Origin of the sequence: Pseudomonas sp. UBA4617 (assembly GCF_002386445.1) — a bacterium.
Lineage (GTDB): Bacteria > Pseudomonadota > Gammaproteobacteria > Pseudomonadales > Pseudomonadaceae > Aquipseudomonas.
Map to the genome: position 1 here is coordinate 37,270 of NZ_DGIR01000037.1, position 23,234 is coordinate 60,503.

Sequence of the window (23,234 nt, forward strand, 5' to 3'; positions counted from 1 at the left end):
GAGTCCCCATGTCCTGGAACAATCGCGTGGTCTGGTCGGAAGGCATGTTCATCACGACCCAGCACTTCCAACAGCATGATCGCTACCTCGAACACTTGGTCGATACCCGCAGCCGCCCGTTGAACGTAGCCGCCTGGGGCTTCTCCGAACTGCTGCTCGACCAAGGCCTGCTGGCCCAGGGCAAGGTGGCGATTCTCAGCGCTCGCGGCCTGCTGCCCGACGGCACGCCGTTCGACATCCCCCGCGACGACCTGCCGCCGGCAGCGCTGGAAGTGCCCGACGACCTGCGCGACGGCGTGCTGTACCTGGGGCTGCCGCTCAAGCGGGCCGGGGCCCGCGACACCGTCGACGAAGGCGAGGCCGTGGCTGGCGCCCGCTACATCAGCCGGGTCAGCGAAGTGCGTGACGACAACGCGCCGTTCGAGAACCGTGCCCCGCTGGCTCTCGGCAGCCGCGCCCTGCGCCTGTTGCGCAGCGAGGACGGCCTGAGCGACTACGCTGCCCTCGGCATGCTGCGCATCCGCGAAAAACGCGCCGACCGCGCGCTGGTGGTGGATGACAGCTACATCCCGCCGGTACTCGACGTGGCGGCCAGCCAGCAGCTGTCCGGTTTCTGCGGCGAGTTGCTGGGCCTGTTGCACCAGCGTGGCGAAGCACTGGCTGGCAGGGTAGTCGCCTCGGCCAATGGCGGCGCGTCGGAAATTGCCGACTTCATGCTGCTGCAATTGGTCAACCGCGCCCAGCCGCTGGTCGAACACCTCAACCAGCTGAGCCCGCTGCACCCCGAGCGGCTGTACAGCGAGCTGGTGGCGCTGGCCGGCGAGTTCGCCACCTTCACCCGTGATGGCCGGCGCCCACACAGCTTCCCGGCCTATCAGCACGACGACCTGGCGGCGACCTTCGCGCCAGTGATGGCCGCCTTGCGCGAAGCCTTGTCGACGCTGATCGACAGCAAGGCGGTGGCCATTCCCATCGTCGAGAAGGCCTACGGCATCCACGTGGGCATGCTCGCCGACCGCAGCCTGCTCGATAGCGCCAGCTTCATCCTGGTGGTGCGCGCCGACGTCCCCAGCGAGACCCTGCGCAGCCGCTTCGGCCAACAGAGCAAGATCGGTTCGGTGGAGCACATCCGCGACCTGGTCAACCTGCAACTGCCGGGCATCGGCCTGCTGCCGTTGCCAGTGGCGCCACGGCAGATTCCGTTCCATGCCGGTTCCACCTACTTCGAACTCGACCGGGGCAGCGAGCACTGGAAGCAGTTGCAGCACTCGGGTGGCTTTGCCTTCTACGTCGCCGGTGAGTTCCCCGGCCTGAGCCTGGCCTTCTGGGCCATTCGAGGATAACCCGCGATGCACCCGGACGATCCGCAGGCCAACGACCGTACCCAGTTCATGCCGCGCCCCGGTGGCCGCGCCGCCCCGCAGCCTGCCGCGGCAGCGCCGCAGCCGTCATTGCAGGTGCCAGCCGAACCCCTGGCGCCTGGCCAGGGCGTCGGCCTCAACCCGCTGGAGCAGGCGGCCGGGCCATTGCTGGCCTTGCTTACCCGCCTGCGCAACACCATCGCGCACTCGGCGCCGGCCAGCCTGCGCGCGCAGTTGCTGGCCTATCTGCGCCAGTTCGAAACCCGCGCCGAAGCCGCTGGGGTGGTGCGCAACGAGGTGCTGCTGGCGCGCTACGCGCTGTGTACTGCGCTGGACGAGGCGGTGCTCAGCACGCCGTGGGGCAGTGCCAGCGACTGGAGCCGGCAGAGCTTGCTGATCACCGTGCACAACGAGGCCTGGGGCGGTGAGAAGGTGTTCCAGCTGATGGAGCACTGCTTGCAGAGCCCGCGCGAACGCCTCAACCTGCTGGAGCTGTTGTACCTGTGCACCAGCCTCGGCTTCGAAGGCCGCTACCGGGTCATGAACGATGGCCGTGCCCAGCTCGAAGCGCTGCGCGAGCGCACCGCGGCGGCGATCCGCAGTGCCCGTGGCGAGCGTGAGCGCGAACTCTCGCCGCACTGGCGCGGGGTGACGGTCAGCCGTGACCGCCTGGCCCAGTTCGTGCCGCCCTGGGTGGGCCTGGCAGTGGCCGTGGCGCTGCTGTTGCTGTTGTTGTTCGGCCTGCGCCTGAAGCTGGCCGCCGATGCCGAGCCGGTGTTCCGCGGTATCCATGCGCTGGGTGAAATTCCGGTGCAAGCCATGGACCGCCCGGTGGTGCAGCCCAAGCCGGTGGAGCGCCCACGCCTGGCCGGGTTCCTCGCCGAGGACATCAAGGCCGGCCGGGTCGCCGTCGAAGACGCGGTCGACCGTTCGGTGGTGACCATTCGCGGCGACGAACTGTTCGCCAGCGCCAGCGCCAGCATCAAGGGCGATTTCCAGCCGCTGATGCTGCGCATTGCCGAGGCGCTGGCCAAGGTCAAGGGCAACGTCCGGGTCACCGGGCACAGCGACAACCAGCGCATCGCCACGCTGCGTTTCCCGTCCAACTGGGCCTTGTCGCAGGCGCGCGCCGAAGAGGTCAAGGGCATCCTCGCCGCGCGCACCGGGCAACCCGAGCGCTTCAGTGCCCAAGGGTTGAGCGACACCGAGCCGCTGGTGTCGAACGACACCGCGCAGGGCCGGGCGAAGAATCGCCGGGTTGAAATCACCGTTCTGGCGGAGGGCGTCGAGTGAAGGCGTTTTTCAGTTTTGTCATTCGCTGGGTAATCCCGCTTCTGGGCCTGATTGCCCTCAGCCTGATCATCTGGTTCGTCGGGCCGTTGCTGGAAATGCTGGCGCCGCCGGCGCCACGCTGGTTGTTGATCATCCTGCTGTTCGCCCTGTGGGGTGGCTACCGCGCCTGGCGCATCGTGCAGGCACGCCGACAGGCGGCCAAGGTCATGCAGAGCCTGGCCGCAGAGACCGCTCCCGACCCTGCCAGCGTGGCCACCAGCGAAGAGCTGGCGGCGCTGCGCCAGCGCATGGACGAGGCCCTGGCCCTGCTGAAGAAAGCCCGCCTGGGCGGCGACGAACGGCGCAATCTGTACGAGCTGCCGTGGTATGTGATCATCGGCCCGCCCGGTTCGGGCAAGACCACCGCGCTGGTCAATTCCGGGCTGCACTTCCCGCTGGCCGCGCAGCTGGGCGAGGGCGCCATCCGTGGTGTCGGCGGCACGCGCAACTGCGACTGGTGGTTCACCGACCAGGCCGTGCTGCTCGACACCGCCGGCCGCTACACCACCCAGGACAGCCACGCCCAGGTCGACAAGGCGGCCTGGCTGGGCTTTCTCGACCTGCTCAAGACCCAGCGCTCGCGCCGCCCGATCGACGGCGCGTTCATCGCCATCAGCCTGTCCGACCTGCTGCTGGGCAGCGATGCCGAGCGCGCCGCCCATGCCGCGGCGATCCGTGCGCGCATCCAGGAACTGTACAGCCAGCTGGGCGTGCGCTTCCCCGTGTACCTGATGCTGACCAAGCTCGACCTGGTGCCGGGCTTCATGGAGTTCTTCGACAACCTGGGCAAGGACGAACGGGCCCAGGTGTGGGGCATGACGTTCCCGCTGGACACCCTCGAACAGGGCGGTGACGGCCCCTTGGCGCAGTTCGACAACGAGTTCGGGTTGCTCGAACAGCGCCTCGGCGAGCGCCTGGTCGAACGCTTGCAACAGGAACGCGACCCGGCCCGGCGCGACCTGATCTACGGCTTCGTGCAGCAGTTCGCCGCCCTGCGTGGCAACCTCAAGCTGTTCCTCGACGGCATCTTCAAGCCCAACGCCTTCGAGGCGCGGGCGCTGCTGCGCGGTGTGTACTTCACCAGCGGCACCCAGGAAGGCAGCCCCATCGACCGGCTGATCGGCAGCATGGCCCAGAGCATGGGCCTGGACCGTGCGCACCTGGCACGCCAGAGCGGTAGCGGGCGCAGCTATTTCATCGAGCGGCTGTTCACGGCGGTGGCTTTCGCCGAGCGCGGCCTGGTTGGCAGCAACCCCAAGGTGGAGCAGCGGCGCCGGTGGATCGCTCGGGGAGCGCTGGCCCTCAGCGTGGCGCTGGTGCTGCTGGTCGGTACCTTGTGGACTCTCAGTTACCGCGCCAACCAGCAATACATCGCCGAGGTCGACAGCCGCCTGCAGCCGCTGGGCAAAAGCGTGCAAGGCCTGAGCCCCGCGCAGCGCAACGTGGTCGACGTGCTGCCGCTGCTCAACGCCGTGCGCCACCTGGCCGACGATCCACCCAGCTGGGCCGAGGGCCTGGGCCTGTACCAGGGCGACATGCTCGAAAGCGAATCGCAGAGCCTGTACCGCAAGCTGCTGATCGCCATCTTCGCCCCGCGCCTGGTCACCCGCATCGAGGAGCAGCTGTATGCCGGCGGGCCATCCGATTACCTTTACGAAGGCCTCAAGGCCTACCTGATGCTGGCCGATGCCGAGCACTACGACCCGGACTTCATCAAGGCCTGGATCACCCTCGATTGGGAGCGCCAGTTGCCTCGCGACCTGGCGCCTGACCTGCGTCAGGCCCTGGAGCAGCACCTGGCGGCGCTGTTCGAGAAACGCCCGCCGAATGCACGCCTGGACCAGCGCCTGATCGACGATACCCGTCGCCAGTTGCAGCAACTGCCGGTAGCCCAGCGGGTGTACGACCGGGTCAAGCGCCAGAAGCTGCCAGGCGGGGTCGACGACTTCCGCGTCAGCGACGCTGCCGGGCGCGATGCCGCCCTGGTGTTTCGTTTCAAGAGCGGCAAGCCGCTGAGCGAGCCGTTGTCGGGGCTGTTCACCGTGCAGGGCTACCGCCAGGTATTCCTCGCCGCCAGCCTGGCGCAGAGCACCACCCTGGCCGAGGAGCGCTGGGTACTGGGCCGCGCGCCGGGCGAGGCGGGCGATGCCCGGCGCCTGGCCGACGATGTGCAGCAGCTCTACTACCAGGATTACATCCGTCACTGGGATGCCCTGCTCGACGACCTGGACTTCGTGCCGATCACCAGTGTCGGCCAGGCCGCTGACGTGTTGCGCGTGTTGTCCGGACCGACCTCGCCGATGAAGCTGCTGCTGCAGGCGGCGGCCCGTGAAACCAACCTGGCGCAGCCGACCACCCTCGACAAGGCCCAGGACAAGGCCCAGCAGGCCGGTGTCGACCAGTTGCGCCAGCGCCTTGGCGGGTTGCTCGGCGACGCGCCGCTGCCGGTCGACAGCCCCGCTGCACGCACGCAGGACCCGGTTACCGCGCACTTCGCCGAGCTGGCCACGCTGGTCGGCAGCGGCGAAGGCCAGCCCGCCGCTATCGACGGCTTGCTCACCGACCTCAATGCGCTCTATGTGCAGGTCAGCGCCATGGTCGGGGCCAGCGGCGACGCCTTGCTCGGCGAGGCCAAGAACCAGGCCCAGGCTGCGGCGCAACGGGTGGCCCTGGGCGCGGCACGCCAGCCCAGGGTGGTACAGAACCTGGTCAGCTCGGTACTTGGCTCGACCCACGGCATCGTCATGGGCGGGGTGCGCAACCAGCTCAATGCTGCCTGGGCGAGCGAAGTGCTGAATGTCTACCGCCAGTCGCTCAGCGGCCGCTACCCGTTGGTGGCCGGCAGTGCGCGTGACGCCACGCTGGAAGACTTCGGCCAGTTCTTCGGCGTCGGCGGGGTGATGGACAACTACTTCCGCAAGTACCTGCAGCCCTACGTCAATACCTCGAGCACTCCATGGAGCTGGCAGCCGGGCGCGGCGCAGAAGCTGGGCATCGGCAGCAACGTGCTGTACACCTTCCAGCGCGCGGCGAGCATCCGCGATGCCTTCTTCCGCAGCGGCAACGGCTTGCAGCCAAGCGTACGTTTCGAACTCAAGCCGGTGGCGATGGACGCGAGCATCACCCAGTTCCTGCTCGACCTCGACGGCCAGCAAGTCAGTTACGACCATGGCCCAAGCCGCCCGGTGGCGCTGCAGTGGCCCAACCCCAACAGCATCGGCGTGGTCCGTCTGTCGATCGCGCCGCCAGCGGCCAGCGGCCGTTCGGGGCTGACGGTGGAAGGCCCATGGGCGTGGTTCCGCCTGCTCGATCAGTCCGACCTGGTGGCCGGCAGCTCGCCAGAGCGCTTCAACCTGCGCTTGCGCGTGGAGGGTGCCAGTGTGTCCTACGAGCTGCGCGCCAGCAGTGCCTTCAACCCGTTCCGCAGCCGAGTGGTCAGCGGTTTCAGCCTGCCGGAGCATCTGTGAACGACGTCGGTTTCTACGGAAAACTGGCCTGCCGCGGCGACTTCGTCAGCCGCGGCTTGCCGCAGACCTTCATCCAGCCCTGGGACCAGTGGCTGGCCGCCGGTATCCAGGCCAGCCAGCAGGCGCTTGGCGAGGGCTGGCTGCAGGCCTACCTGGTCAGTCCTTTGTGGCGCTTTGCCCTGGCACCCGGGGTGTGTGGCCCGGATGCGGTGGTCGGCGTACTGATGCCGAGCATCGACCGGGTCGGGCGGTACTTTCCGCTGAGCGTGGCGCAGGTACTGGAACCCGGCGTGGCGATCGCAGGGATCGTCGGCGGTGCCGATGAGTGGTTCGAAGCTGTCGAGGCAGCGTTGCTGGGCACGCTTGAAGCGGATGCGTCCTTCGAGCGTTTCGAGGCGGCCTTGCAGCCGTTCAGCCAGGCCAGGCCGCTGCTGCAGGGGCCGCGTGTGACCGTGGGCGGGTTGCAGCGGCTGGACGGCGTTACCCCGCAGGGCCGGGCCCTGGCGCTGGCCGAATGCGCCTGCCAGGGCATGAGCCTGTGGTGGGGGCAGGGCAGCGAGCGAATCGCACCTGGCCTGCTACGTAGCCAGGGCCTGCCGGGCAGCGACCAGTTCGCCGCGTTCCTGCTCGGCAGCGAGGCGCAACCCGCATGAACCGTGTGCACTACAGCGCTGCCAGCTACAGCCATGTGGGCATGGTCCGCAAGATCAACGAAGACGCCTGCCTGGAGCTGACCGGGGATGGCTTGTGGGCCGTTGCCGACGGCATGGGCGGGCATGCCGCCGGTGACTACGTGAGCAGCCTGGCGGTGGACAGCCTGCGCCAGTTGCCGCTCATCGATGGGCTGGAAGATTTCGCCCAGGCCTTGCGCGACACCCTGGCCCGGGTCAACCGCGTGGTGCGTGACGAAACCCTGCGCCGGGGCGTGGCGATGATGGGCAGCACGGTGGTGCTGCTGGCCGCACGCGGCGACCGGGCCGTGGGCTTGTGGGCCGGTGACAGCCGCCTGTATCGCCTGCGCGATGGCCGCATCGAACGCCTGTCGCATGACCATAGCTATGTCCAGGAACTGCAGGACAGCGGCCTGCTCAACGAGGCCGAAGCGCGCGTGCACCCGCGCGGCAACATCGTCACCCGCGCCATCGGCGTGGAAGACCAGCTCGAACTGCAGGCGGTGAGCGTGCAGGTACAACCCGGCGATACCTACCTGCTGTGCAGCGACGGTTTGAACAAGACTGCCGAAGACCACGAGATCGCCGACGTGCTCGGCCACGCCGATCCCTACCAGGTGGTCCGCAGCCTGGTGCACCTGGGGTTGACCCGTGGCGCCCCCGACAACATTACCGCGGTGGTGGTGAAGGCGAATTGATGAGCACCCTGAACATGCAGATCCCCGGATTCGACATCGACAGCGAGATTGGCCAGGGCGCCATGGCCAGTGTCTACCTGGCCACCCAGCGCTCCCTGCAGCGCAAGGTAGCGCTGAAGGTAATGGCCGCGAGCCTTGCCGCCGACCCTACCTTCTGCGAGCGCTTCCTGCGCGAAGGGCGCACGCTGGCGCGGTTGGCGCATCCGCACATTGCCACCATCCACGACATCGGTAATGTCGGTGAGCTGTACTACATGGCCATGGAGTACCTGCCCAGCGGGACCCTCAAGGAGCGCATCGCTGCCGGGCTTACCCCTGAGCAAGGCTTGCTGTACGTGCGGCAGATCGCCCAGGCGCTGGGTTATGCCCACGCCCAGGGGCTGGTGCACCGCGACGTGAAACCGGCCAACATCCTGTTCCGTGCCGACGGCACGGCGGTGCTCTCCGACTTCGGCATCGCCAAGTCGCTGGATGACCGCACCCAGTTCACCCAGGCCGGCTTCGCCGTCGGCACCCCGAGCTACATGAGCCCGGAGCAGGCGCGGGGCATGGACATCGACGGCCGCGCCGACCTGTATGCGCTTGGGGTGGTGCTGTACGAGATCCTCGTCGGCGAGCTGCCGTACCGGGGCAACGATGCCTTGTCGACGGCATTGGCCCACCTGACCGAGCCGTTGCCGGAGCTGCCCATCGAGCATGGGCGCTATCAGGACATCCTGCGCGGGCTGCTGGCCAAGGACCCTGAGCAACGCTTCGCCGATGCCGCAGCGTTGCTGGCTGCACTCGACCGCCTGCCAGCCGACAGCGCGGAGCGCACGGTGATTCGGCCGGTGCCGGGCGCGCTGGCGGGCAAGGCCGAACTGGGTGGGCTGACACCGGTGTCCATCGATATCCCGCAGGCTACGGCAAAGCCGGTCGCTGCGCCTGCACCTGCACCTGCGCCGGAGCCGGAGCCGACCCGGCCCGCTGCGCCGCCGCAACCTGCCCCGCGCAAGCCGGCCAAGGCCCTGCTGGCCGTGGCAATCGCCGTGGCGCTGGGCCTGGGCGCGACCTTCTTCTGGTTGCGCTCTGGCAATGAGCAGCCGGTTGCGCAACCACCGCTGGCGCAAACCGCGAGCGACCCGCTGGCGCCGACCGCGCCGCCGCCAGCTGCCAGCGAAGACGGCCGGCCATTGTTGATGCCAGGCAAGAAAACCCTGTTCCAACGCGTGCTGAGCAAGCCTGAAGCGCAATTGCTGGCCCGCCCCGGCGACAGCGCGGGTGAGCCGCTGCCGGCCTTCTCGGTGCTGTACGTGTACCAGCGCAAGGACATCGACGGCCAGCCATGGCTGGAAGTGGGCGCCTCCAGCAGCGGCCAGCGCGACGGCTGGTTGCCGGCGGCGCAAACCAGCGACTGGAAGCAAAGCCTGGTGCTGAAATTCACCGAGCGTTCCGGCCGTTCGCCAGTGATGTTCATGCGCCAGGCCGAGGACCTGCAGCAACTGCTCGACGACACCGGCAAGGCCCGCGCCGACCTGCTCAAGGCGCAGAACCAGCCCGACCAGGTACCTCAGGTGCTGGCCTTGGAGCCGGCCGCCAGCGCGGTGCCACAGAACCAGTTCTACCTGATGCCGATCTTCGACTACCGGGAAAGCTTCGGCGCCGACGGCCAGCCGGTGCAGTTGCTCAACGTCGCCTCGATCGACCCTGGCAGCAGCGCCCGCAGCCAGGCGGCCACGGCTGCCGGCGCGGCGGTGGCGACGGACAACCGCTTCCGTACCGGCATCGTCCTGGTGGTCGACACCTCGGTGTCGATGCAACCCTACATCGACCGCGTGCGCCAGGTGGTCAGCGAACTGCAGGCGCAACTGGCCGCACGTGGCGAACTGGACAACGTCAGCTTCGGCCTGGTGGGCTTTCGCAACAGCGTCAAGCGTACCCCGGGCCTGGACTACCTGAGCAAGACCCTGGTCAGCCTGGAGGAGGGCCGCGACCCGGCGCGCTTCCTCAAGGCCGCGTCGCAGGTCAAGGCCACCAGCGTTTCCAGCCACTCGTTCAATGAGGATGCCTTTGCCGGGGTGATGCAGGCCGTGGAAGGCATGGACTGGTCGGGCTATGGCGGGCGCATCGTCCTGCTGGTCAGCGATGCTGGCGCCCTGCGCAAGAACGACCCGTACAGCAGCACCCAGATGAACGAGGCGGAGGTTCGCCAGGCCGCGCTGAGCAAGCAGATCAAGATCTACGCCTTGCACCTGCGCACCCCGGCCGGGGTGAACAACCATGGCTCGGCCGAAAGCCAGTACCGTGTGCTCACCGCCGACAGCAACCCGCAGATCGGCGACCTGTACGTGGGCGTGCCGGGCGGCGATGTAGGCGCCTTTGGCGAGCGCGTGCGCGAAATCGGCTCGACCTTCGCCGAGCTGGCGCACCAGGTGCGTCAGCAGCAGCCACAGCCGGTACCCCGGTTGGCCACGGGCGCCAGCCTGGCGGCCAAGTCGCAGGCGATCGGTTACGCCATGCACATGGACTTCCTCGGTCGGCATGCTGCCAGCCAGGCGCCGCAGCTGGTCAGTGCCTGGACCGCCGACCGCGACCTGACCAACCCGGCACTGCCGAGCCTGCAGGTGTGCGTGATGCTGACCAAGTTGCAGCTCAATGACCTGCAGCAATCGCTGAAGCTGATCGTCGACGCCGCGCGCAAGACCCGCAGTTCGCCAGGTGATTTCTTCAACGAGATTGCCAGTGCCAGTGCCTACATGAGCCGCGATCCGGGTGCCCTGCGCAAAGGCGCCAACCTGGCCCAGGGCGGGGTCCTGGGCGAATACCTCGAAGGCCTGCCATACCGCAGCAAGTCGCTGAGCATGACCGAGGACCTGTGGTTGTCGCTGTCGGTGGCCGAACAAGAGGACTTCATCGACGAACTGGACTCGAAGATCCGCCTGTACGAAACCTTCCACAACGACATGGCCAACTGGGTGCGCTTCGGCAAGGCCGAGCCGGGCGATGCCCTGTACCGTGTACCACTGTCGACGCTGCCGTGATGATCAGCCTGCACGGGGTGCGCAAGACGCGCGGGCAGGGTGCCCAGCGCTACAGCCTGCAGATCGATCGGCTGAAGCTGGCGGCTGGGGCACGGGTGGCGCTGGTCGGCCCCAGCGGCTGCGGCAAGAGTACCTTGCTCGACCTGCTGGCGCTGGTGCTGGCGCCGGATGCCGCCGAGGGCTTCGTCTTTGCTGGCTTCGATGTGGCTGGCCTGTGGCGCCAGCGCCGTCTCGACCAGCTGGCGGCGCTGCGCAGCCGCCAGCTGGGCTATGTTTTGCAGGCCGGCGGCTTGCTCGGCTTCCTCGATGTGCGTGGCAATATCAGCCTGCCCCGGCAGCTGTTGGGGCTGGGCGAGGACGGCAGTGTCGAACGCCTGGCCGAGGCGCTGGATGTACATGACCAGCTGGCCAAGAAGCCTGCCGCGTTGTCGCTGGGGCAACGCCAGCGGGTCAGCTGCGCCCGGGCCCTGGCGCATGCACCGGCGTTGCTGCTGGCCGACGAGCCTACTGCGGCGTTGGACCCGGTGAACGCCGAGCGGGTCATGCAGTTGCTACTGCGCGAGGCCCAGGCACGCCAGGTGACCTGCGTGCTCGCCACCCATGATGAAGCATTGGCGCGCCGGGCCGGGTTGAACGTGCTGCGCATGGCCTGCCGGCGCGATGCCGACGGCGGCGTCACTGCCAGCCTGGGGCAGGCCGTCTGATGCGCCCGTGGCTGATCGCCGGCCTGGCCTGGCAGGACTACCGCAACGATGCGCGGCTGTCGGCGTGCAGCGTGCTGGCACTGGTTGCGGTGATCGCCCCCTTGCTGGTGCTGTTCGGGCTCAAGTTCGGCCTGGTCGGCAGCCTGACCGAGCGGCTGCAACGCGACCCGAGTGTGCGCGAAATCACACCCCTGGGCGGTGGCCGTTTCCATGCCGATTTCATCCACGCCCTGGCACAGCGACCGGACGTCGCCTTCGCCATTGCGCGGACCCGGCAGATTGCTGCCACCGCCGAGCTGTTGCTGCCTGCCCGAGGGCGCGCGGTGACTGTCGAGATGCTGCCAACCGCTGCCGGTGACCCCTTGCTGCAACAGGTGCCGCCACCGCAGGGCCTGCAGCAGGTGGTATTGAGTTTTACCGCTGCCGAGAAGCTCGGTGCCGCGGCCGGTGATGAGTTGCAGGCCAGCTTCAGCCGCCAACAGGCCGGCCAGGTGCAGTGGCGCCAGACGCGCCTGCAGGTGGCCGCGGTGCTGCCGCTGGCGGCGTTCGAGCGCGATGGCCTGTTCGCTTCGCTGGCCCTGCTCGAAGCGGTCGAGGATTACCGCGACGGGCGCGCTGTGCCGGCGCTGGGCTGGCCTGGCGAGGCCGCAGGCAGCGATGCCGGGCGGATCTACCCGGCGTTTCGCCTGTATGCCCGGGGGCTGGCCGATGTCGAGCCGCTGCGCGCCTATTTTGCCGAACGCAAATGGCTGGTATCGACCCAGGCGGCGCAGATCGCCCAGGTGCAGGCCCTCAGCCGCAACCTCGACCTGGTGTTCTGGATCATCACCAGCCTGGCCGTGGCCGGCGCCGTGGCCGCGATCGCTGCTGGCGCGGTGGCGGCAGTCCAGCGCAAGCAGCGCGAGCTGGCGGTGCTGCGCCTGCTGGGGTTCGGTACGGCCGCGCTGCTGCTGTTCGTGGTGCTGCAGGCGCTGTACAGCGGCGTGCTGGCGGCGGCAGCTGCCGGCGGCCTGTACCTGCTGGCCGAGCAGGGCCTCAACCGGATCTTCACCCAGGTGCCCGGCGAGTACGCCAGCCACCTGTTGCCGATGCATTACTTCGTTGCGTTGTCTGCGGTGCTGCTGGCCAGCGCCGCCGCTGCTGCCGTGGGCGGCTGGCGGGTGACGCGCATCGATGCCAGCCAAGGAATCCGTGATGTCTGAACTTCGCCTCGGGGCTGCGGCCCTGCTTCTGACCACGCTGGGCCTGGCGGCCTGTTCGCCGGGCGCCGAGGAGCTGCCAGCCAGACCGGCCAAGCCAGTCGACACCGCTGCGGCCAGTGCCCCGGCAGCGGCGGTCGATACCAGCAAGCTGGACAACCCCAAGCCTCTGCCCGGTGACGTCAGCCTGCCGCTACCGTGCGGCGGCGAGTTGGTGCTGCGCAGCGTCTATGTACTGGCCCAGGGCAGCCTGGACGACCGCGAGGTCAACCTAGGCTACCCGTTCAGCGAAGGCGAGGCCGGCTACCAGCAGTCGTTCATTTCCGGTTATCGGCGTGACTTCATCAATGGCCAGTTCAGCCTTCAGGACCTGTCGCCCGAGTGGCAGAAGGCAGTTGCCCCCGGCCTGCCCAAGCTCGACCAGGCCGGCCCGCTCAAGCCGATGATGTATTTCATTGGCAAGTACGAGGTCAGCGCCCGCCAGTATGCCCAGGTAATGGCCCAGGTCCAGGCGCTGGCCAGCGGCGAGGCGGCGCCGGCCTGCCAGCCCGACACCACGGCGGCCGGGCGCCTGCCCAAGGTCAAGCTGTCGCGCTTCGAGGCCGAACGCTTTGTCGCGGTCTACAGCGCCTGGCTGCTCAAGTATCACCGCGACCTGCTGCCGGTCAGTGGCCGGGGCGGCAAGGCCGAGGACGGCGGTATCGGCTTCGTGCGCCTGCCCACGGAAGTGGAGTGGGAGTTCGCTGCCCGTGGCGGTTCTGCGGTAAGCCGCCAGGAACTGGAAGGGCGGCTGTTCCCGCGCAAGGTCCAGGGCAGTGACAGCGATGGGCCGCTCAGCGACTGGGCGGTGTACAACCAGGTGGCTGGCGGCACCGGGCAGGCGGCACGGCTGATGCCGATCGGCACCCGGTTGCCGAACCCGCTGGGGCTGTTCGACGTGATCGGCAATGCTGCGGAAATGGTCCAGGAGTCGTTCCAGCTGGTGCATGCCGGCCGCCTGCAGGGCGCCTATGGCGGCTTCGTGGTCAAGGGCGGCAACTACCTCGAAGGTGAGGGCACGCTGTTCACCGGCATGCGCCGCGAGTACCCGCTGTTTGGCGCTGACGGTACCGAGCAGCGCAACGAGACCACGGGCTTCCGGGTGGCCATCGGGGCCCTGTCGGCGCCCCGTTCTCGTTACCAGGAACTGTTCGAGCAGTGGCAGAAGCAAGGGCGCCTGGCCAGCCTGACCGACGACATCGAGGCCGCCGAGGACCCGACCAAACGCCTGGACAGCATCATCGCCGCCACCACCGACCCGCGCCAGCAGGCCGAGCTGGGGTTGGTCAACGAAGAGCTCAAGCGCAGCGTGTCGCTGATCGGCCGCCAGCGCGAAGAGGCGGCCGGCAACCTGATCCAGTCCGCCGCATTGGTGGCCGAGACCATCAACAACTACAACATCCGCCTGACCAACCTGCGCAACACCCAGGCCGAGGCCCAGGCGCGTGGCGACCAGACCACCGTGCGCATGTATGCCGCGGCCATCAGCAACGGCCGCGCTGCGCTCGATGGCGCCGTGGCGATCTACATCGACAACCTGGCCAGCGGCACGCGCTACACCGATGCGGTGATCCAGGCGCAGTTCCAGCGGGTCAAGGAAGAACTCAATCGCAAGCCGGTCCTGGGCCAGAGCCTGGTGAGCCGCGCGACCCTGTTCGTTCGCCACGTTGGGGAGTACCGCCAGAACCGGCGGGCCGACCCGGCGACGATCCTCAAGGAGCTCCTGGCATCGGCCGCCGCGCGGCCTTCGTAGTGGCTTCTGCCTGACGCAAGCGCGGGGTGGCATGAAGCCCCCCGTTTTAACCACCCACGTGAGAGAGTGACATGTTCAAGACCATCTTCACGGCTTCCCATGCCCGTTCCGCCCTGCTGCTCGCCGCAGGTTTCAGTACTGTCCTGATGGCGGGCTGCTCCAGCTCACCCGTGTCCAAGGTGGGTGCCACGACCAAGGTCGAATACTACCCGAGCTGCTACGAGCCCGTGCAGCACCTGCGCGCCACCGACGGCGACATGACCCGCTCGGTAGCGACCGGCGCCGTTATCGGCGCCCTCGGCGGTGCCCTGACCGGCGCCCTGGTCGACGGCGACAACCGCGGCCGTAACGCTGCCATCGGTGCGGCGGGCGGTGCCCTGGTGGGCGGCGCGGCCGGTTACTACACCGAGCGCCAGAAGCAGATCAGCGACGACAAGCAGCGCATTGCCTCGTACGCCACCGACATCGACAAGAGCGCCGCCGACCTGGACCGCACCACGGCCTATGCCAAGGCTTCGCAGACCTGCTACCAGCGTGAGTTCACCAGCCTGATCGAAGGCCGCAAGGCCAACCGCATCAACGACACCGAAGGGCGCAAGCGCCTGGCCGAGATCGTCTCGGGCCTGCAGGAGTCGAACAAGCTGCTGGCCACCGTCAACGGCCGGGTCGCGGAAAACCTCGACAACTACACCCAGGCCTACGAGCAGGACCTCAAGCAGGTTGGTGTGGCGCGTACCGACGTAGCGACCGTGGCCGAACCGCCCAAGACCACCACTGGCAAGAAGAAGACCCAGGCCGTCAAGGTGAACAACAACGTGCCGCAAGAGGCGGTCGCCACCGAGAAGACCCTGCAGAAGGCCACGACCAAGAAAGCCGAGGCCCAGCAGGTGGCCAATGCTGGCGTCGACCAGGTCAACAAGATGTGCCGCAGCCCCGACATGGGTGACTGGGCGCCGGTGCCTTGCCCGAACGTGTAACCCACGCTCCGTTGCGCTTGCGCCGGTGCACGTGCCGCCCCAGGCAGGTCGCCTGACCTGCACGGGGCGTGCGTGGGCCGGCGCAGCGGCTTTTCGAATCAAGGAGAGTTGTCGTGACCGACCTGATGTCCGGCGTCCTCGGCGGCTACCAGCAGCAAATGGCCCGCCAGCGGCTGCTGTTGACCGTCGACCAGCAGAAGTTGTTCAGGGCCATCGATTCCGACCCGGGTATCGTTGGCGCGGGTGTTGTCTACATCGATGCCCAGTACAACGTGATCGTCCTGCGCGAATTCAAGCCGATCTGCAGCATCGCACCCAAGCGCGTGATCCTGCAGGAGGCGCCACCTTACAAGTCACCTGAACAGTTCATGACTCAGCTGCAGACCGGCGCACGTGAGCGCAAGGTGATGGCAGAGGCCGTGAACGCCAGTTTGAGTTGCCTGTCGGCCTATCTGGGTTGGGTCGTCATGTTCAGCGGCACCATTGCCGTACCCTTCACTGCCGGTGCCAGCATGGTATTGACGGCAGTCGGTTATGCCGCCGCAGCGGCAGGGACCGGGCAGTGCATGATGGGCGGGTACCGGGTGTTCAACGAAGTGTTCGACCCTGGGCAGAACGACTGGCTCGACAGTAATGACACGGTCCAGACGGTAATGAGCATACTCGACGGCGTAGCGCTGGCCGGTGTGGGCGCATCGAGCCTGAACACCGTGCGTTTCCTGCAGGCACGCAAGGCGGCGACCGGCAAGGGCTGGAGAGAGCTGTTCCAGAGCCTGTCGCGGCAGCAGCGCAAGGCCCTGGCCGAGGAACTTCTGCAGATCAGGCACCCGTCGCTCACCGCCAAGCAGCTGAAGCTGAAGCAGGCGGCGGGTACCGCGATCAAGCGTTTCACCCCTACCCAAATCCAGCACGCCACGCGTACCTTGATCAAGGACTCGATTGGCGGCTTGTCGGGTTTTGCCAGCAGTAGCTTCGTGCAGTCGGTTGCCGTGGGGCTTTACGAGGAAATTGACGAATGACCCATGGCCAGGAACTGCAAGCATTCCTTTCCCGTTATTTCGGCGTGTTCATTGCCGAGTTCATGCTGTCCTGCTTTGCCATTGGCGGCTGTGTTTCACTGGTGTTCTCCACTTATTTGCGCAGTCCTGACCGACCGCTATCGGTGCTGGCGTTGGCGCTGGCAGGGATGGTCAGCGCCGCTTCGCATATCGCCCTGGTGCGTGGCTACGCTTGGGGCCTGTGGGGGCTGATCGGGCTGAACGGGCTGGCCGTATTGGCTGCGTTGCCCAGTTACGGCTACCGGCCGCACATGGGCGGTTACGTCTCGGTTCTGCTGTTCGGGCTGCTGGCCTTGCTGGTCATCAATACCCAGCGCTACCGGGAAATGCGCGTGCGCCTGGTAGGGTACCGGGAAACCCGCAGGGCCAACCGCCAGGCGGGGAAAGCCGGCAAATGATGGCTCAACGCTGCTTTAGCGAGGCTTGTGAATGAATGTGCGCCGAATACGTAGCGGGTTCGCTGCTTTGCTGTTGCCCTTGCTCGTTGCCTGCAACGGGCACAAGGTCGAGCGCGTGGTGGTTTATGAGAACAACGTCCATCACTGGCGCATCGAGCACGTGGTGGAGCAGAACTGGCCGGTGGGGCCTCGCCAGTATTACCAGGTGTTTCTCAAGGACCGCCTGCTGATCCTGCCGGCCAATGTGTTCAATGACGAGCGCGACATTAGTGAGTTCGTTGCTGCGGGCGGTTTCGACATCAGCAACTGGCGCAACGACACGATTATCGTGGCGTTCGAGAACGTGCAGAAGCGCGAAGGTGGCAACGAGCATTTTGTCCGCTCGCTGATGATCACCCCGGAGTACAAGGACGGGGAGGTGATACTGACGGATATGGCGACCCATATGCAGATCGTGGTGCAGCGGGTGGAGCCGGTTGGGGAGGGGAAGTAGCGGGACAAATGTATCGTAATGGCGGACATCTTGAACCATGGCCTCGATCAACAACCGCTTGGAGGATGAACTCAAGGCCTCGCTATGGCACCGGCTACGCCGGTGTTCGCGGGGCAAGCCCGCTCCTACAGGTACAGCGTTAACTCTAAGCCATCGCAGTACCTGTGGGAGCGGGTTCAACCCGCGAAGAGGCCCGCCCAGGCAAACCCGGCGGTTAAACCCCATGCAACCGCAGCGCCCGCTACGCACATTCCCGCCAACTCAATTTCGGCTTCTCTACCGGCGGCAGTTGTTCCACTTCCCTGCCAGTACCACCGGCATATCCCGCATCCTCAGTCGTGGCACGGCCACCACCTCATGCTTCAGCCACCAACGCAAATGCCGGTTCTCCGGGACATGCCTTGCAGGAAGCTTCCTCTTCGACTTTATTTCCTGCCAATAAAAAAGGCTGCCAATCGGCAGCCTTCTCTATGCTTCGCTAGGATTATCAATCCCAGCTCAACGCCCCGCCAGTCTGATACTCGATCACACGCGTCTCGAAGAAGTTCTTCTCTTTCTTCAAGTCCATGATCTCGCTCATCCACGGGAACGGGTTGGTGGTCCCCGGGTACTCTTCCTTCAGGCCAATCTGGGTCAGGCGACGGTTGGCGATGAACTTGAGGTAGTCCTCCATCATCGCCGCGTTCATGCCCAGCACGCCGCGTGGCATGGTGTCACGGGCGTATTCGATCTCCAGCTGGGTCCCTTGCAGGATCATCTGGGTGGCTTCTTCCTTCATCGCCGCGTCCCACAGGTGCGGGTTCTCGATCTTGATCTGGTTGATCACGTCGATACCGAAGTTCAGGTGCATCGACTCGTCACGCAGGATGTACTGGAACTGCTCGGCGACGCCGGTCATCTTGTTGCGGCGGCCCATGGACAGGATCTGGGTGAAGCCGCAGTAGAAGAAGATGCCTTCCAGCACGCAGTAGTAGGCGATCAGGTTGCGCAGCAGCTCCTTGTCGGTTTCGACGGTGCCGGTGTTGAATTCCGGGTCGGAGATGGCGCGGGTGTACTTCAGGCCCCAGGCGGCTTTCTTCGCCACCGACGGGATCTCGTGATACATGTTGAAGATCTCGCCTTCATCCATGCCCAGCGACTCGATGCAGTACTGGTAGGCGTGGGTGTGGATCGCCTCTTCGAAGGCCTGGCGCAGGATGTACTGGCGGCACTCCGGGTTGGTGATCAGGCGGTACACGGCCAGGGCCAGGTTGTTGGCCACCAGCGAGTCGGCGGTGGAGAAGAAGCCGAGGTTGCGCATGACGATGCGGCGCTCGTCTTCGGTCAGGCCGTCCATGCTCTTCCACAGGGCGATGTCGGCGGTCATGTTGACCTCTTGCGGCATCCAGTGGTTGGCACAGCCGTCCAGGTACTTCTGCCAGGCCCAGTCGTACTTGAACGGGACCAGCTGGTTGAGGTCGGCGCGGCAGTTGATCATGCGCTTTTCGTCAACGCGAACGCGGGCGCTGGAGCCTTCCAGCTCGGCCAGGCCTTCGGCGATGTCGAGGTCGTTCAGGGCAGCCTTGGCGCGCTTGACCGCGTCGGAGTCGTCGGCACTGGCGGCACGGGCTTCCAGGGCGGCAGCACCACCGGCGCTGTCGAGCTTGTCGAGGGTGGCAGCGGCAGCGGCCTGCGCAGGGGTATTGCCTTTGGCGGCGACTTCGCCGTCTTCCTTGTCGAATTCGTCCCAGCTCAGCATGGTTTGGCTCCTGCTTGAGGGTTGCCCCGGGGCAACCGGTTGGATGTTAAGAATGTGATGCCTGACGCAAGGCCGTTACGGCGAATGGACAGCTCGAGAGGCTGACTCTCGTTACATCGGGTGTGTTCTGGCTTGTACCTGGCCAGGCCTCTCGGAGGGGCCAGGGACAATTGATAGGTGCCCTTTTCAGAGGGGGCGCAGTATACCGGAATTCGCCTTCGATCGGGACGCGTGTCTGGCAGGCGAGGGTAACTTTTTCGACCGGTCTGGCGTGCATCCGTTCACCAAGCGGGTGTCATTGGGTACGGGGAGGAAGTGTAGCGGCAAAATGTGGAAGGCACTATATGTTGTGCCTATTTATTTTCCGGGCACAGGATGTGGGGTTGGCGCGATCTTTGTAGGAGCGGCCTTGTGCCGCGATAAGGTCCGCAAGGCGGCCTCGAAGATTCGTGTGGCGGAACTGCCATCCCCGGACGCTTCGCACCCCATCGCGACACAAGGTCGCTCCATTGGCGGTGTTAACTGCGAGGGTTATGCAGCGTTTCGACAATGTGCGTCTTGGGATGCTTGCGGGCCTGTTCCACCGAAGTGAAGCGGCCGGTTTCCGCATTGCGGCCGATCTTGCGAGTTGCCACTTTTTTCCGCGCCATGGGTTACGTCCTTTTGAGTGGTCCTGTTCTTTTACCGAACCGCGCGAGCGCAGGGCAAAGGGCAAGGTTTCTTCGGGACGCGGATACAAAAATGCCGCGCGGGGCACCCGTAGGCACCCCGCGCGGCACTCAGGCCTTACTGGCAGGCTTCGCAGTCAGGCTCGTCGATCGCGCAGGCCTTCGGCACTGGCGCTGGGCCGGCTGCCTGGACCGGGGCGCTGTCGCCGCCGCTGGAAACGGCGTTGAGCTTGCCGGTGTTGATGGTCGACTTCTCGGTGCTGGTCGCGGCCAGGGCACGGAGGTAGTAGGTGGTCTTCAGGCCACGGTACCAGGCCATGCGGTAGGTCACGTCCAGCTTCTTGCCCGAAGCGCCGGCGATGTACAGGTTCAGCGACTGGGCCTGGTCGATCCACTTCTGGCGACGCGAGGCGGCATCGACGATCCACTTGGTCTCGACTTCGAACGCGGTGGCGTACAGGTCCTTCAGCTCTTGCGGGATACGCTCGATCTGCTGCACCGAACCGTCGTAGTACTTGAGGTCGTTGATCATCACCGAGTCCCACAGGCCACGGGCCTTCAGGTCGCGGACCAGGTACGGGTTGATCACGGTGAACTCGCCCGACAGGTTCGATTTCACGTACAGGTTCTGGTAGGTCGGCTCGATCGACTGCGATACGCCGGTGATGTTGGCGATGGTCGCGGTTGGCGCGATGGCCATGATGTTCGAGTTGCGAATACCTTTCTTGACGCGCTCGCGCACCGGGGCCCAGTCGAGGGACTCTTCCAGGTTGACGTCGATGTACTTGGCACCACGGGCCTCGATCAGGATCTGTTGCGAATCCAGTGGCAGGATGCCCTTGGACCACAGCGAACCCTGGAAGGTCTCGTAGGCACCGCGCTCGTCGGCCAGGTCGCAGGACGCCTGGATCGCATAGTAGCTGACCGCTTCCATCGACTTGTCGGCGAACTCGACGGCAGCATCGGAACCGTACGGGATGTGCTGCAGGTACAGCGCATCCTGGAAGCCCATGATGCCCAGGCCGACCGGGCGGTGCTTGAAGTTCGAGTTACGCGCTTGCGGCACCGAGTAGTAGTTGATGTCGATCACGTTGTCGAGCATGCGCACGGCGGTGTTCACGGTGCGTTGCAGCTTGGCGGTGTCCAGCTTGCCGTCGACGATGTGGTTCGGCAGGTTGATCGAGCCCAGGTTGCAGACCGCGATCTCGTCCTTGTTGGTGTTCAGGGTGATCTCGGTGCACAGGTTCGAGCTGTGCACCACGCCCACGTGCTGCTGCGGCGAACGCAGGTTGCACGGGTCCTTGAAGGTCAGCCACGGGTGGCCGGTCTCGAACAGCATCGACAGCATCTTGCGCCACAGGTCTTTGGCCTGGACGGTCTTGAACACCTTGATCTTGTTGTACTCGGTCAGGGCTTCGTAGTACTCGTAGCGCTCTTCGAAGGCCTTGCCGGTCAGGTCGTGCAGGTCTGGCACTTCCGAAGGCGAGAACAGGGTCCATTTGCCGTCATCGAAGACACGCTTCATGAACAGGTCAGGGATCCAGTTGGCGGTGTTCATGTCGTGGGTACGACGGCGGTCATCACCGGTGTTCTTGCGCAGCTCGATGAATTCTTCGATGTCCAGGTGCCAGGTTTCCAGGTAGGCACACACGGCGCCCTTGCGCTTGCCACCCTGGTTGACGGCAACGGCGGTGTCGTTGACCACTTTGAGGAACGGCACGACGCCCTGCGACTTGCCGTTGGTGCCCTTGATGTACGAGCCCAGTGCACGTACCGGGGTCCAGTCGTTGCCCAGGCCACCGGCGAATTTCGACAGCATGGCGTTGTCGTGGATCGCGTGGTAGATGCCCGACAGGTCGTCCGGCACGGTGGTCAGGTAGCAGCTGGACAGCTGCGGGCGCAGGGTGCCGGCGTTGAACAGGGTCGGGGTCGAGGCCATGTAGTCGAAGGACGACAACAGGTTGTAGAACTCGATCGCGCGGGCTTCCTTGTCTTTCTCTGCCAGCGCCAGGCCCATGGCCACGCGCATGAAGAATACCTGCGGCAGCTCGAAGCGCACGCCATCCTTGTGGATGAAGTAGCGGTCGTACAGGGTCTGCAGGCCCAGGTAGGTGAATTGCTGGTCACGCTCGTGGTCGATGGCCTTGCCCAGGCGCTCCAGGTCGTAGCCTTTCAGGGCCGGGTCCAACAGCTCGAACTCGACGCCTTTCTCGACGTACGCCGGCAGGGCCTTGGCGTACAGCTCGGCCATTTCGTGGTGGGTGGCGCTCTCGGCGACGCCGAGGAAGCCCAGGCCTTCGGCGCGCAGGGTGTCCATCAGCAGGCGGGCGGTGACGAACGAGTAGTTCGGCTCGCGCTCGACCAGGGTACGGGCGGTCATCACCAGGGCGGTGTTGACGTCCTTGATGGCTACGCCGTCGTACAGGTTCTTCAGGGTGTCGCGCTGGATCAGGTCGCCATCGACCTCGGCCAGGCCTTCGCAGGCTTCGCTGATGATGGTGTTCAGGCGGGCCATGTCGAGCGGCGCCAGGCTGCCGTCGGCCAGGGTGATGCGAATGCTTGGGTGCGGCTCGACCACGGCTTCGCTGTTGACGCGGGTGGCACGCTCCTTGGCGCGCTGCTCGCGGTAGATCACGTAGTCACGGGCGACTTTCTGCTCGCCGGCGCGCATCAGGGCCAGTTCGACCTGGTCCTGGATTTCTTCGATGTGGATGGTGCCACCCGATGGCATGCGACGCTTGAACGTGGCGGTGACCTGCTCGGTCAGGCGCGCGACGGTATCGTGGATGCGCGACGAAGCGGCGGCGGTACCGCCTTCAACTGCGAGGAACGCCTTGGTGATGGCCACGGTGATCTTGTCGTCGGTGTAGGGGACGACAGTGCCGTTACGCTTGATCACGCGCAGTTGGCCGGGAGCGGTGGCAGCCAGATCCTGGGTGGAATCGGCGGCCTGCGGCACCTTGGCCTGCGGGTTCTCGCGAGTCGTATCGGTTTGCATGGGTGGGTGTCTCCACAGTTTCTATATTGTTCAGGCGCCTTTTGGGCGCCCACCGTTCCGTCCACTTGCTCGATGGCCTGGCAGGGGCTGCGCAAACGCATGCGCATCCGCCCGCACGGGCGTACCGACTTCGGGACAGACTCAGGAATAAGGGGCAATGGCTTGCCGCTCCCTGGCCGAAGTCAAAGGTTCTGGGCCGTGCCCAAAAACTGTTGCTGATGGATGCCAGGCCTGGCCTGCCTCACCCATACCCGAACAAGGCCCTGGAAGGGCTTGCCTCGGTCGCCTCCGCAGGAGCGGTTTGGCTGCTGGAATCACTTGAAGTTCAGCCGAAAAATCGCTTGATTTTGCGGGTTGACTTTTGTGTGTGATTTTGCACGAACCCCAATATCTAGTGGTTCGCTGCGATCGGGATACAAGATAATGCGGTATCCGGGGCTTTGCAAGGCGATCGCTTGTGGATAACTTGTGCGTACTTTGTGAGTGAATGGTGGGTATTCGCTGTAGGCCTTGTGCCAAGTGGTTTGCAGTATTTTTCTGCGTTTTGGCGCCCCGGCGCATAATTTTTCGGGCGCGAACCGTATCACAAAAAACGGTTCAGTCGAGGGGGCTACAGGTGTATGTCTGTAGCTGCCTGGCGCCTGCGAGATCGAGCGCCGC

17 protein-coding genes are annotated in these 23,234 nt (G+C 65.8%); 13 read left to right on the top strand and 4 right to left on the bottom strand.

The window, feature by feature from the left end:
• Positions 1-8: 8 nt before the first annotated feature.
• From tssK to B4L76_RS16730, 13 genes are all read left to right on the top strand, one after another.
• Positions 9-1,343, top strand: a complete 1,335-nt coding sequence (gene tssK / locus B4L76_RS16670) for a type VI secretion system baseplate subunit TssK (RefSeq protein WP_296234014.1) — start codon at positions 9-11, stop codon at positions 1,341-1,343.
• Between the two features lie 6 nt (positions 1,344-1,349).
• Entirely contained in the window at positions 1,350-2,654 is a 1,305-nt protein-coding gene (locus B4L76_RS16675) for a DotU family type VI secretion system protein (protein ID WP_296234016.1), read from the top strand.
• Positions 2,651-6,160, top strand: a complete 3,510-nt coding sequence (gene tssM, locus B4L76_RS16680; protein WP_296234018.1) for a type VI secretion system membrane subunit TssM — start codon at positions 2,651-2,653, stop codon at positions 6,158-6,160. Before B4L76_RS16675 ends, tssM begins: the two co-directional genes overlap by 4 nt.
• Complete coding sequence (gene tagF, locus B4L76_RS16685; protein WP_296234019.1) at positions 6,157-6,813, top strand: type VI secretion system-associated protein TagF; 657 nt, start codon at positions 6,157-6,159, stop codon at positions 6,811-6,813. The genes tssM and tagF overlap by 4 nt, the downstream gene beginning before the upstream one ends.
• Positions 6,810-7,529 carry a PP2C family protein-serine/threonine phosphatase gene (locus tag B4L76_RS16690; protein WP_296234020.1) on the top strand — a complete coding sequence of 240 codons (720 nt, stop codon included), beginning with the start codon at positions 6,810-6,812 and terminating at the stop codon, positions 7,527-7,529. The genes tagF and B4L76_RS16690 overlap by 4 nt, the downstream gene beginning before the upstream one ends.
• Before the next feature lie 8 nt (positions 7,530-7,537).
• The gene (locus B4L76_RS16695; RefSeq protein WP_296234036.1) at positions 7,538-10,549 is read left to right on the top strand and encodes a serine/threonine-protein kinase; all 3,012 of its coding nucleotides are present in this window, start codon (positions 7,538-7,540) and stop codon (positions 10,547-10,549) included.
• Complete coding sequence (locus tag B4L76_RS16700) at positions 10,549-11,253, top strand: ATP-binding cassette domain-containing protein (protein ID WP_296234021.1); 705 nt, start codon at positions 10,549-10,551, stop codon at positions 11,251-11,253. Before B4L76_RS16695 ends, B4L76_RS16700 begins: the two co-directional genes overlap by 1 nt.
• The gene (locus B4L76_RS16705; RefSeq protein WP_296234022.1) at positions 11,253-12,455 is read left to right on the top strand and encodes an ABC transporter permease; all 1,203 of its coding nucleotides are present in this window, start codon (positions 11,253-11,255) and stop codon (positions 12,453-12,455) included. Before B4L76_RS16700 ends, B4L76_RS16705 begins: the two co-directional genes overlap by 1 nt.
• Complete coding sequence (locus B4L76_RS16710) at positions 12,448-14,244, top strand: formylglycine-generating enzyme family protein (protein WP_296234023.1); 1,797 nt, start codon at positions 12,448-12,450, stop codon at positions 14,242-14,244. Before B4L76_RS16705 ends, B4L76_RS16710 begins: the two co-directional genes overlap by 8 nt.
• Positions 14,245-14,315: 71 nt before the next feature.
• Positions 14,316-15,221 carry a type VI secretion system-associated lipoprotein TagQ gene (tagQ, locus tag B4L76_RS16715; RefSeq protein ID WP_296234025.1) on the top strand — a complete coding sequence of 302 codons (906 nt, stop codon included), beginning with the start codon at positions 14,316-14,318 and terminating at the stop codon, positions 15,219-15,221.
• Between the two features lie 125 nt (positions 15,222-15,346).
• Positions 15,347-16,240, top strand: a complete 894-nt coding sequence (locus B4L76_RS16720; protein ID WP_296234037.1) for an NAD synthetase — start codon at positions 15,347-15,349, stop codon at positions 16,238-16,240.
• Positions 16,237-16,677: a hypothetical protein gene (locus B4L76_RS16725; RefSeq protein ID WP_296234027.1), complete on the top strand. Its 441-nt coding sequence runs from the start codon at positions 16,237-16,239 to the stop codon at positions 16,675-16,677. The genes B4L76_RS16720 and B4L76_RS16725 overlap by 4 nt, the downstream gene beginning before the upstream one ends.
• Before the next feature lie 31 nt (positions 16,678-16,708).
• The gene (locus B4L76_RS16730; RefSeq protein ID WP_296234029.1) at positions 16,709-17,170 is read left to right on the top strand and encodes a hypothetical protein; all 462 of its coding nucleotides are present in this window, start codon (positions 16,709-16,711) and stop codon (positions 17,168-17,170) included.
• Positions 17,171-17,657: 487 nt separating this feature from the next.
• Here B4L76_RS16730 and B4L76_RS16735 read toward each other — a convergent pair whose 3' ends face one another.
• From B4L76_RS16735 to B4L76_RS16750, 4 genes are all read right to left on the bottom strand, one after another.
• Positions 17,658-18,908: a ribonucleotide-diphosphate reductase subunit beta gene (locus B4L76_RS16735; protein ID WP_170031641.1), complete on the bottom strand. Its 1,251-nt coding sequence runs from the start codon at positions 18,906-18,908 to the stop codon at positions 17,658-17,660.
• Between the two features lie 518 nt (positions 18,909-19,426).
• Positions 19,427-19,558 carry a hypothetical protein gene (locus tag B4L76_RS16740; protein WP_256665967.1) on the bottom strand — a complete coding sequence of 44 codons (132 nt, stop codon included), beginning with the start codon at positions 19,556-19,558 and terminating at the stop codon, positions 19,427-19,429.
• 136 nt (positions 19,559-19,694) lie between these two features.
• Positions 19,695-22,574: a ribonucleoside-diphosphate reductase subunit alpha gene (locus B4L76_RS16745; protein WP_296234033.1), complete on the bottom strand. Its 2,880-nt coding sequence runs from the start codon at positions 22,572-22,574 to the stop codon at positions 19,695-19,697.
• Positions 22,575-22,888: 314 nt separating this feature from the next.
• On the bottom strand, positions 22,889-23,234 hold a 346-nt coding region (locus tag B4L76_RS16750; protein ID WP_296234034.1), incomplete at its 5' end, for a hypothetical protein.

Bases quoted from the DNA above. Each gene is read 5' to 3' on its own strand.
- B4L76_RS16725 (WP_296234027.1), top strand. From the start codon at position 16,237: ATGACCCATGGCCAGGAACTGCAAGCATTCCTTTCCCGTTATTTCGGC.
- B4L76_RS16730 (WP_296234029.1), top strand. From the start codon at position 16,709: ATGAATGTGCGCCGAATACGTAGCGGGTTCGCTGCTTTGCTGTTGCCC.
- B4L76_RS16735 (WP_170031641.1), bottom strand. From the start codon at position 18,908: ATGCTGAGCTGGGACGAATTCGACAAGGAAGACGGCGAAGTCGCCGCC.
- tssK (WP_296234014.1), top strand. From the start codon at position 9: ATGTCCTGGAACAATCGCGTGGTCTGGTCGGAAGGCATGTTCATCACG.
- B4L76_RS16705 (WP_296234022.1), top strand. From the start codon at position 11,253: ATGCGCCCGTGGCTGATCGCCGGCCTGGCCTGGCAGGACTACCGCAAC.
- B4L76_RS16740 (WP_256665967.1), bottom strand. From the start codon at position 19,558: ATGGCGCGGAAAAAAGTGGCAACTCGCAAGATCGGCCGCAATGCGGAA.
- B4L76_RS16710 (WP_296234023.1), top strand. From the start codon at position 12,448: ATGTCTGAACTTCGCCTCGGGGCTGCGGCCCTGCTTCTGACCACGCTG.
- tagQ (WP_296234025.1), top strand. From the start codon at position 14,316: ATGTTCAAGACCATCTTCACGGCTTCCCATGCCCGTTCCGCCCTGCTG.
- B4L76_RS16720 (WP_296234037.1), top strand. From the start codon at position 15,347: ATGTCCGGCGTCCTCGGCGGCTACCAGCAGCAAATGGCCCGCCAGCGG.
- B4L76_RS16745 (WP_296234033.1), bottom strand. From the start codon at position 22,574: ATGCAAACCGATACGACTCGCGAGAACCCGCAGGCCAAGGTGCCGCAG.
- B4L76_RS16690 (WP_296234020.1), top strand. From the start codon at position 6,810: ATGAACCGTGTGCACTACAGCGCTGCCAGCTACAGCCATGTGGGCATG.
- B4L76_RS16675 (WP_296234016.1), top strand. From the start codon at position 1,350: ATGCACCCGGACGATCCGCAGGCCAACGACCGTACCCAGTTCATGCCG.
- B4L76_RS16700 (WP_296234021.1), top strand. From the start codon at position 10,549: ATGATCAGCCTGCACGGGGTGCGCAAGACGCGCGGGCAGGGTGCCCAG.